An 8,941-nucleotide genomic window follows, 5' to 3' on the forward strand; every position below is an offset into this window, starting at 1 on the left:
ATGTATATAATATTGTATTATAATCCCACCTTAAGCTTTACAAACTCTTTTATGAATTTTATAGTTCCATCTATACCTAATACAGATGAATCAATGCATAGGTGGTAGCTTGCAGCAGCACCCCATGTCTTGTAGCTGTAATAGTTATAATACGCAGCTCTCTTTTTATCAGCCTTCTCAATCATCTCTAATGCAGCATCTTTTGATATTCCATTAGATTGCATTAATCTTTCACATCTGTATTCTTCTTTGGCTGAGATGAATATATTTACACACCTTGGATTATCACGCAGAACATAATCGGCGCATCTTCCAATGAAGATAGCAGACTCCTTTTCAGCTATATTGCGTATTACATCACTCTGTATCTTGAATAGTGATTCATTGCTCAGACAGTTACCTATAGGCATAACTCCATCATTATAAAATGGGAATCTTGTTCCGAATATTCCCCCTATAATACTTTGAGAAGTATGTTCATCTGCTTTCTCAAAGAATTCCTGACATAGCCCACTCTCTTTGGCAGACAATGTAAGCAGTTCCTTGTCATAGCAATTTATTCCTAATTCCGCAGCCAGCTTCTTTCCAATCTCCCTTCCGCCGCTTCCAAGCTGACGTCCAAGGTTTATAACATATTTATCATTTGCCATAGTCGTTGAGATGTAAGTTTATTTGTAAACAAATATAATTATTTATAACGATAGATTCTCTTGAGATTTGTATTTATATTTTCTAAACTGCTGAATAAGCATGATTGCTGCAACTATACTTGACACCAAATCGGAAACAGGCATACTGTACCAGATCCCATCTACGCCGAACCATATTGGCAGGAGCAGAAGTAATGGTAACAGCAACAGCAACTGACGTGTTAGAGATAAGAATATAGCTTTCCATGCAATGCCGATACTCTGGAAAAAGTTTGCAGCAACCATCTGAAAGCCCACAATAGGAAAGAAAAATACAACAATCCTGAACCCTTTTGCAGCCATCTTAATTAGATTTTCATCATTTGTAAACAGAGATGCTACAAATTCAGGGGCAAACATACCAATAAGGAATCCGGATGTGGTCACTATAATAGCGAAAAAAATGGTTTTTCTTAATACCTCATTTACTCTATCATATTGTTTTGCACCAAAATTGTATCCTGCTATAGGTTGCATACCCTGGTTAAGTCCCATAACAATCATTACAAAGATGAAGACTATTCTGTTTACTATACCATATGCGCCGATTGCATAATCTCCATCGTACTTTTTCAGACTGTTATTCATCAATATAACTATCAGACAAGCTGCTAAATTCATTAAGAAAGGAGATAGTCCCACAGATATAATAGCTTTAACTATATGTCCTTTCAGCTTATATATACCCTTTTTGAAATGGAGTAGTTCATTTTGGTTTGTGAAAATCTTAAGCTGCCAAAGAAGGGATATTACCTGTGCAGTCACGGTAGCAGTTGCAGCCCCTCGTATACCCCAGTCGAATGCATATATAAATATCGGAGCAAGTATAGTATTTATCACAACTGTATTTATTGTGGCATACATTGCTTTCTTAGGGTGTCCTGATGCTCTTAGTACTGCATTGAGACCGAAATACATATGGCTGAAGACATTACCTAACAAAATAATCTGCATAAAATCCCTTGCGTAAGGTATTGTCTGGTCACTGGCTCCGAAGAAATAGAGTATTGGATCTATTAAAATCAATGCTATTATACTTAACACAATACCCATTATAACGTTAAGGGAGACAACATTGCCAAGAACATTCTGTGCTGTGGCATAATCTTTCTGTCCAAGTCTTACTGATATCATTGTTGATGCTCCCACACCTACGAGTGCACCGAATGCAGTAGTTATGTTCATTAGCGGGAAAGTGATGGCAAGTCCTGATATAGCCATTGGACCGACACCTTTGCCTATGAAAATGACGTCAACCATGTTATAGAGAGAAGCAGCTGTCATGGCAATAATTGCCGGAATGGAGTATTGCAGAAGAAGTTTGCTAATCTTTTCTGTTCCTAAAACGGTTGGAGTTTTTTCTGTACTCATATTGTATTGTTATCCTTATATCCTGCAAAGTTACATATATTTTTGTTATCTGTTAAACTATTATACTACTCACATTATTATATCTTTTTATCTTAGTCATATTATTCTTATATTTGACTTTAATTTTTTCCTAAGACAACATGAAAAAGATATTATCATATATTCTAATTACGTTTTTTTGTTTCGAAGTTTCTGCTGAAAAGAGTTATAAATTCAGACTATACCTGGCTGATAAAGAGGGGACTGAGTTCTCATTGGACCATCCTGGAGAATTCCTCTCTCAGCGTGCCATAGATAGAAGAAAAAGACAGAATCTAAAACTTGACTCTACTGATTTGCCTATATCTCAACAATACTTACTGGCAGTGAGCAGTACAGGAGTGAGGATTGCAGCTAAGAGCAAGTGGAATAATACCATTGTTATAGAAGTTAATGACTCCGGTAAAATAGCTCAATTTGCGGAGATGCCTTTTATAAGTAAGGTTAAGAGGGTATGGATTGCGCCCGACTCAATACCTCAACGTAATGCAAACAGAAAGAAAGATGTAACAGACAAGAACAGCAAGAGGGAGAGCTATTATGGCGATGCATATCGTCAGATACATGTTCATAATGGTGACAGCTTCATAATGCCGGATTTAAAGGTAAAAATATGCATATTGCTGTTATTGATGCCGGATTTTATAATGTAGACGAGATAAAGCTTTTCAAGAAGATTAATCTTTTGGGAACCAGAGATTTCGTTAACCCTAACTCAGACATATATGCAGAGAACTCACATGGTATGAAGGTGCTCTCATGCTTGGCAGCAAATAAACCAAATGTAATGGTAGGTACGGCACCTGAGGCATCATACTGGCTTCTGCGCAGTGAGGATAATGATACTGAGTTTCCTGTTGAAGAGGATTATTGGGCAGCTGCTGTTGAATTTGCAGATTCCGTAGGAGTAGATGTTATAAATACATCTTTAGGATATGCTGAGTTTGATGACAAAAGTGCAAACTATCGCTATAGAGATCTCGACGGAAAGAGTTCACTGATGTCGAATTCTGCCTCTATGTTAGCCGACAAAGGTATGGTGCTTGTTAACAGTGCAGGTAACTCAGGAAGAAAACTCTGGAAGAAGATTTCTCCCCCAGCTGATGCAAAGAATATTATAACAGTTGGTGCTGTAACAAGAGGTCTTATAAATAGTGATTTCTCTTCAGTAGGTGACACTTCCGATGGAAGAACTAAACCTGATGCTATGGCAGTTGGGGTCTCATCGGCTATAGTCAGTGAAAGCGGAACTGTCTCTTTGGGTAATGGAACCTCATTTTCTTCACCTATATTGTGTGGTATTGTAGCAGACTTTTGGCAAGCTTGTCCATGGCTTACAGCTAAGCAGGTAGTTGAGGCTGTACAGAGAGCCGGTGACAGATATATATTCCCTGACAATATTTACGGATTTGGTGTTCCTGATATGTGGAAAGCATATAAAGAGGAGGTGAAAAACAATGAGAAAAATGAGAAATGAACCTCTTACTCTTGCTGAACTCAACACTTTAGTAAAACAGAGCATACACACATGTCTTCCTGATTGCTATTGGATACGTGCGGAGATAAGCGATGTTAAGGTCAACAGCTCTGGGCACTGCTATGTAGAGTTCATACAGAAAAGCGGACGTGGTGATGGATTGATGGCCAAGGCAAGAGGTAATATATGGAGTAATGTATTCTCTCTTCTAAAACCATATTTTGAAGAGTCAACAGGGCAGCCATTTACTGCCGGCATAAATGTGTTAGTAAAAGTGACTGTGGATTTCCATGAACTTTATGGTTATTCACTTACCGTACTTGACATAGATCCTGCTTATACCCTAGGTGATATGGCGAAGAGAAGACGGGAGATACTTAGACAACTTGAGACCGAAGGTGTGATTAACCTTAATAAAGAACTTATAATACCAATGGTGCCTCAAAGAGTTGCAGTTATCTCTTCAAAAACGGCAGCAGGATATGGCGACTTTAGCAACCAACTTATAAATAATAGTAAAGGATATGTATTTTATACCTCTCTCTTCCCGGCAATTATGCAGGGAGAGAGGGTAGAAGAGTCGGTAATTTCAGCTCTTGACAGAATAAATGAGAAGCGTGACCGTTTCGATGTGGTTGTTATAATAAGGGGAGGAGGTTCTACCTCTGATTTGTCAGGTTTTGATACTTACGAGCTGGCGGCAAACTGTGCTCAGTTTCCTTTACCTATAATAACCGGTATAGGTCATGAGAGAGATGACACAGTGATTGATATGATATCGCATACAAGAGTTAAGACTCCTACCGCAGCTGCAGCAATGCTTATAGATAAAATGCAGTTAGCATCCGATAATCTTCAGGATTGTTATAACTCTATCAGGAGTGGTGCGATGACCTTAATAGAGGATGGTAAATATCACTTAAGTGAACTCAAAAAAGAGGTATCATACTCAACGATGGATCGGCTTAAGGATGAAAGACACAGATGGCAGAAGATATCTATGACCATCTCCTCATCTTTTTCAACCATGAAAGTATGTGAGGAGAACCGCATTCAGCGACTTGATGACAGGTTGTCTGTGGCAGCAAATTCTCTGCTTATGAATGAGAAACATAGACTGGAGATTATTGAACAAAACATAAAAAACTCTTCGCCACAGAATATACTTAAGAAAGGATATAGTCTTACTCTCAGAAACGGTAAAGTGATACGCGATAAGAGCTCAGTAACGGATGGAGATGAGTTAACCACAATTCTTTATAATGGTGAGATAAAAAGTATAGTAACAAAATAATTGATTATGGCAGCAAAAGAGGTAACATACGAAGAGTCTATAAAAAGACTTGAAGAGATAGTGGAAAAGATAGACAATAACGAAATAGATATTGATAATCTTGCCACAACTTTAAAAGAGGCACAGAAACTTATAAAGTCGTGTCATGACAAACTGTTTAAAGTTGATGCTGAGGTGAAGAAAATTTTTAATGAAGAGGAGTAATGCTATACTTATAGACATAATAATCTTCAATTTGATTGGTTTTTGTCAATATAACTTTTAATTTTGCTAAATAATGCAAATATAAACTCAAAAAATATATAAAATGGAAGAACTTGATTGGTCGAATCTGTCTTTCGGATACATGAAGACAGATTATAATGTACGTTGCTATTATAGAAACGGCAAATGGGGTAAATTAGAACTCTCTTCTGAAGAGACAATAAATATTCATATGGCAGCTACTTGTCTACACTATGGACAGGAGGCTTTCGAAGGTCTTAAGGCTTTCCGTGGTAAAGATGGCAAAGTGCGTATATTCCGTCCTGAAGCAAATTCACAGAGACTTCAGAGTACATGTAATGGAATATTGATGCCTGAACTTCCTACAGAGATATTCATTGAAGCTGTAAAGACTGCTGTTAAGGCAAATGAGCGTTTTATCCCTCCTTATGAAAGTGGTGCTTCTCTCTATATTCGTCCTTTACTTATCGGAACGGGTGCACAGGTAGGAGTACGTCCTGCTAATGAGTATCTGTTTATAATTTTTGTTACTCCGGTAGGTCCTTATTTCAAGGGTGGATTTGCTACTACTCCTTATATCATTACACGTAAATACGACCGTGCTGCTCCTCTGGGAACAGGTATATATAAAGTCGGTGGTAACTATGCAGCCAGCTTACGTGCAAGCCAAGAGGCTCATGCTGCAGGCTATTCAGCAGAGTTCTATCTTGATGCTAAAGAGAAAAAATATATCGATGAGTGTGGCGCAGCTAACTTCTTCGGTATCAAGAATAATACTTATGTAACTCCACTTTCTACATCTATATTACCATCTATCACAAACAAGAGTCTTATGCAACTTGCAGAGGATTTGGGTTTGAAGGTAGAACGCCGTCCTATCGCTGAGGAAGAGTTGAGTACATTCGAGGAGGCAGGCGCTTGTGGTACTGCTGCAGTTATAAGCCCAATCTTACGTATCGATGATCCTGATAACAACCACTCTTACGTGATTTCAAAAGATGGCAAACCGGGACCTGTATGTACAAAACTTTATAACAAGTTGCGTGCAATACAATATGGTGATGAGCCGGATCTTCATAATTGGGTTACAATTGTAGATTAATTAGAAATTGATAAAATGAAAACATTCTCAGCATTAAAGGATCAGGCTTTAGAAGCTCTTGAAGGTGATTGGTGGATTGCTGCCGGAATTACTCTTGTTTGTATCTTGATATCTCAGTCGCCAACAGTGCCTACTTTATTTTCTGAATCTTATTTAGAAGGATCTTTTAATGTCTCTTTTTCTGATTTCTTCTTTATTCTGCTTCTGCCTATTGCGTATGGGTATGGAATGTCTTTTCTGACTCTTTTACGAGGGAAAAGCTTGAGATTTGATACTCTTCTTGAAGGGTTTAAAGATTATGGAAGGGTTTTGGGTACATTGCTTATTCAAGACATCTATGTAATACTTTGGTCTCTGCTATTTGTTATTCCTGGAATAATAAAGTGTTATTCATATTCTATGACAATCTTTCTTATGATAGATAATCCCAAATTGAGTTATAACGCTGCAATAGAGGAGAGCATGAAGATGATGAAGGGAAATAAAATGCGACTTTTCCTTTTGGATCTTAGTCTTATTGGGTGGCTGATTTTATCATTAATGACACTTGGTATAGGATTGCTATTCCTCTTTCCTTATTATATGACCATTCATGCTGCTTTCTATGAGGATTTAAAAAGAGAGAAATATAGTTCTATAGAAATTATTGCTGATTAATTTTCATAAACGATAATAAAAGGGTGCTCAGACTATCATATATAGTCTGGGCACTTTTTCTTTTTCATCTTCGAAAGATTATAATTACATTTGCAATGAAATAATAAATATATGGGAAAAGGAAAGTTAGATAAATTTGCTGATATGCGAGAATATCAGCACGTGTTTGAATATCCATATTCTGTAGCCGATAATGTTCCATTCCAGATGAAGGGCAAATGGAACAAGGAGTTTTTTAAGAATGATAACCCAATTGTTCTGGAACTGGGCTGTGGCAGAGGCGAATATACAGTAGGACTTGGAAAACTATATCCACATAAGAATTTCATAGGTGTAGATATAAAGGGATCAAGAATGTGGACTGGTGCTACCCAGGCACTCAAGGAGAACATGACCAATGTCGCTTTCCTTCGTACAAATATTGAAATAATTGATAGGATGTTTGCCGAGAATGAGGTAAGCGAGATATGGCTTACATTCTCAGACCCTCAGATGAAGAAGGCGACAAAGAGGCTTACCTCTACCTATTTTATGAACAGATACAGGAAATTTCTTGTTCCGGATGGCATAATCCATCTGAAAACAGACAGTAACTTTATGTTTACTTATACTAAATATATGGTTCAAGAGAATAACCTGCCTGTAGATTTTATGACCGAGGACCTCTATGGCTCAGGACTTGTTGATGAAATATTAGGTATACGTACATATTATGAACAACAGTGGCTTGACCGTGGACTAAATATAAAATATTTGAAATTTCATCTCACTAAAGAGGGTGAACTTCGTGAACCTGATGTTGAGATTGAACTGGATGAATACAGAAGTTATAATCGTAGTAAGCGAAGTGGACTTGCTACAAGTAAATAATTACTTATTTAAATATTATACAATATGACTCTATATCCCAAACTTATAATGGATGCACTTGCAACAGTGCGTTATCCCGGTAATGGGAAGAATCTTGTCGAGGCTGATATGGTAGACGACAATATGCGTATAGATGGAATGAATGTGAGCTTCTCGCTTACATTCGAGAAACCTACTGACCCATTTATGAAATCGGTTATCAAAGCTGCAGAAAAAGCAATACATACTTATGTTTCACCAGATGTACAGGTAACAATATCTACTGTAAGCCGTCAGGCAGCACGCCCTGAGGTTGGTAAACTTCTTCCTCAAGTGAAGAATGTCATAGCTGTATCTTCCGGAAAAGGTGGAGTAGGTAAGTCTACAGTAGCTGCGAACCTCGCTGTATCTTTGTCTAAGTTAGGCTACAAGGTTGGACTTCTTGATGCAGATATTTTCGGTCCATCTATGCCTAAGATGTTTCAAGTTGAAGATGCACGTCCATATGCAGAGAGTATAGATGGTCGTGACCTTATCGTGCCTGTTGAAAAATATGGTATAAAACTTTTATCTATAGGTTTCTTTGTAGACCCTAATCAGGCTACATTGTGGCGTGGCAGTATGGCAAGCAATGCATTGAAGCAACTTATTGCTGATGCTGCATGGGGTGAACTGGATTACTTTATCCTTGATACACCTCCAGGAACAAGTGATATTCACCTTACTCTTGTACAGACTCTTGCAATAACAGGTGCAGTTATAGTAAGTACACCTCAGCAGGTTGCTCTTGCTGATGCACGAAAAGGTATAAACATGTACACTAATGATAAGGTGAATGTGCCTATTCTGGGACTTGTTGAGAATATGGCATGGTTTACTCCTGCTGAACTTCCTGAAAACAAATATTACCTTTTTGGTAAGGAGGGTGTGAAGACCTTGGCAGAGGAGATGAATGTGCCATTGATTGGACAGATACCTGTTGTTCAGAGCATCTGTGAGAATGGTGATAAAGGTACTCCTGCTGCACTTGAAGAGGATAGCATAACAGGCCAGGCATTTATGGAATTAGCAAAAAATGTTGTCGAACAGACTGAAAAACGTAATGCCGAAAGACCTGCAACTCATATTGTGGAGATAAAGAAATAATATAACTTTTGCTGTTGCAAATTAGGGCAAGAGATCTATTTATATTGAATAGCTGGAATCATTACTTATATGATTCCAGCTATTCTTTTTAG

At 37.8% G+C, this 8,941-nt stretch carries 8 protein-coding genes and 1 pseudogene; 7 read left to right on the forward strand and 2 right to left on the reverse strand.

The window, feature by feature from the left end; all coding sequences use genetic code 11:
* Positions 1-17 precede the first annotated feature (17 nt).
* Positions 18-650, reverse strand: a complete 633-nt coding sequence (locus JCM15092_RS17145; RefSeq protein WP_024995139.1) for a cytidylate kinase-like family protein — start codon at positions 648-650, stop codon at positions 18-20.
* A gap of 42 nt (positions 651-692) precedes the next feature.
* Positions 693-2,060, reverse strand: coding sequence for an MATE family efflux transporter (locus JCM15092_RS13705; RefSeq protein ID WP_024995140.1), 1,368 nt, complete (start codon positions 2,058-2,060; stop codon positions 693-695).
* Between the two features lie 140 nt (positions 2,061-2,200).
* Between JCM15092_RS13705 and JCM15092_RS16315 the strand changes: the two are divergent.
* From JCM15092_RS16315 to JCM15092_RS13740, 7 genes and pseudogenes are all read left to right on the forward strand, one after another.
* Positions 2,201-3,576 (forward strand): annotated as a pseudogene (locus tag JCM15092_RS16315) (S8 family peptidase).
* Positions 3,566-4,870, forward strand: coding sequence for an exodeoxyribonuclease VII large subunit (gene xseA, locus JCM15092_RS13715; protein ID WP_024995141.1), 1,305 nt, complete (start codon positions 3,566-3,568; stop codon positions 4,868-4,870). The pseudogene JCM15092_RS16315 and the gene xseA overlap by 11 nt, the downstream one beginning before the upstream one ends.
* A 6-nt stretch (positions 4,871-4,876) precedes the next feature.
* Complete coding sequence (gene xseB / locus JCM15092_RS13720) at positions 4,877-5,074, forward strand: exodeoxyribonuclease VII small subunit (protein ID WP_024995142.1); 198 nt, start codon at positions 4,877-4,879, stop codon at positions 5,072-5,074.
* Between the two features lie 103 nt (positions 5,075-5,177).
* Positions 5,178-6,197: a branched-chain amino acid aminotransferase gene (locus JCM15092_RS13725; RefSeq protein ID WP_024995143.1), complete on the forward strand. Its 1,020-nt coding sequence runs from the start codon at positions 5,178-5,180 to the stop codon at positions 6,195-6,197.
* A 15-nt stretch (positions 6,198-6,212) separates the two neighbouring features.
* Positions 6,213-6,854: a DUF975 family protein gene (locus JCM15092_RS13730; protein WP_024995144.1), complete on the forward strand. Its 642-nt coding sequence runs from the start codon at positions 6,213-6,215 to the stop codon at positions 6,852-6,854.
* 111 nt (positions 6,855-6,965) lie between these two features.
* A complete protein-coding gene (gene trmB / locus JCM15092_RS13735) occupies positions 6,966-7,724 on the forward strand; it encodes a tRNA (guanosine(46)-N7)-methyltransferase TrmB (RefSeq protein WP_024995145.1) in 759 nt (252 codons plus the stop codon).
* Positions 7,725-7,748: 24 nt separating this feature from the next.
* Entirely contained in the window at positions 7,749-8,849 is a 1,101-nt protein-coding gene (locus tag JCM15092_RS13740; RefSeq protein ID WP_024995146.1) for an Mrp/NBP35 family ATP-binding protein, read from the forward strand.
* The last annotated feature ends 92 nt before the right edge of the window (positions 8,850-8,941 follow it).

The sequence above is a fragment of the Phocaeicola paurosaccharolyticus JCM 15092 genome (genome assembly GCF_000613805.1).
In the GTDB taxonomy this organism is placed as follows: Bacteria; Bacteroidota; Bacteroidia; order Bacteroidales; family Bacteroidaceae; genus Phocaeicola; species Phocaeicola paurosaccharolyticus.

Excerpts from the sequence above, each read along its gene's own strand:
- JCM15092_RS17145 (WP_024995139.1), bottom strand. The coding sequence starts at position 650 with ATGGCAAATGATAAATATGTTATAAACCTTGGACGTCAGCTTGGAAGC.
- JCM15092_RS13705 (WP_024995140.1), bottom strand. The coding sequence starts at position 2,060 with ATGAGTACAGAAAAAACTCCAACCGTTTTAGGAACAGAAAAGATTAGC.
- xseA (WP_024995141.1), top strand. The coding sequence starts at position 3,566 with ATGAGAAATGAACCTCTTACTCTTGCTGAACTCAACACTTTAGTAAAA.
- xseB (WP_024995142.1), top strand. The coding sequence starts at position 4,877 with ATGGCAGCAAAAGAGGTAACATACGAAGAGTCTATAAAAAGACTTGAA.
- JCM15092_RS13725 (WP_024995143.1), top strand. The coding sequence starts at position 5,178 with ATGGAAGAACTTGATTGGTCGAATCTGTCTTTCGGATACATGAAGACA.
- JCM15092_RS13730 (WP_024995144.1), top strand. The coding sequence starts at position 6,213 with ATGAAAACATTCTCAGCATTAAAGGATCAGGCTTTAGAAGCTCTTGAA.
- trmB (WP_024995145.1), top strand. The coding sequence starts at position 6,966 with ATGGGAAAAGGAAAGTTAGATAAATTTGCTGATATGCGAGAATATCAG.
- JCM15092_RS13740 (WP_024995146.1), top strand. The coding sequence starts at position 7,749 with ATGACTCTATATCCCAAACTTATAATGGATGCACTTGCAACAGTGCGT.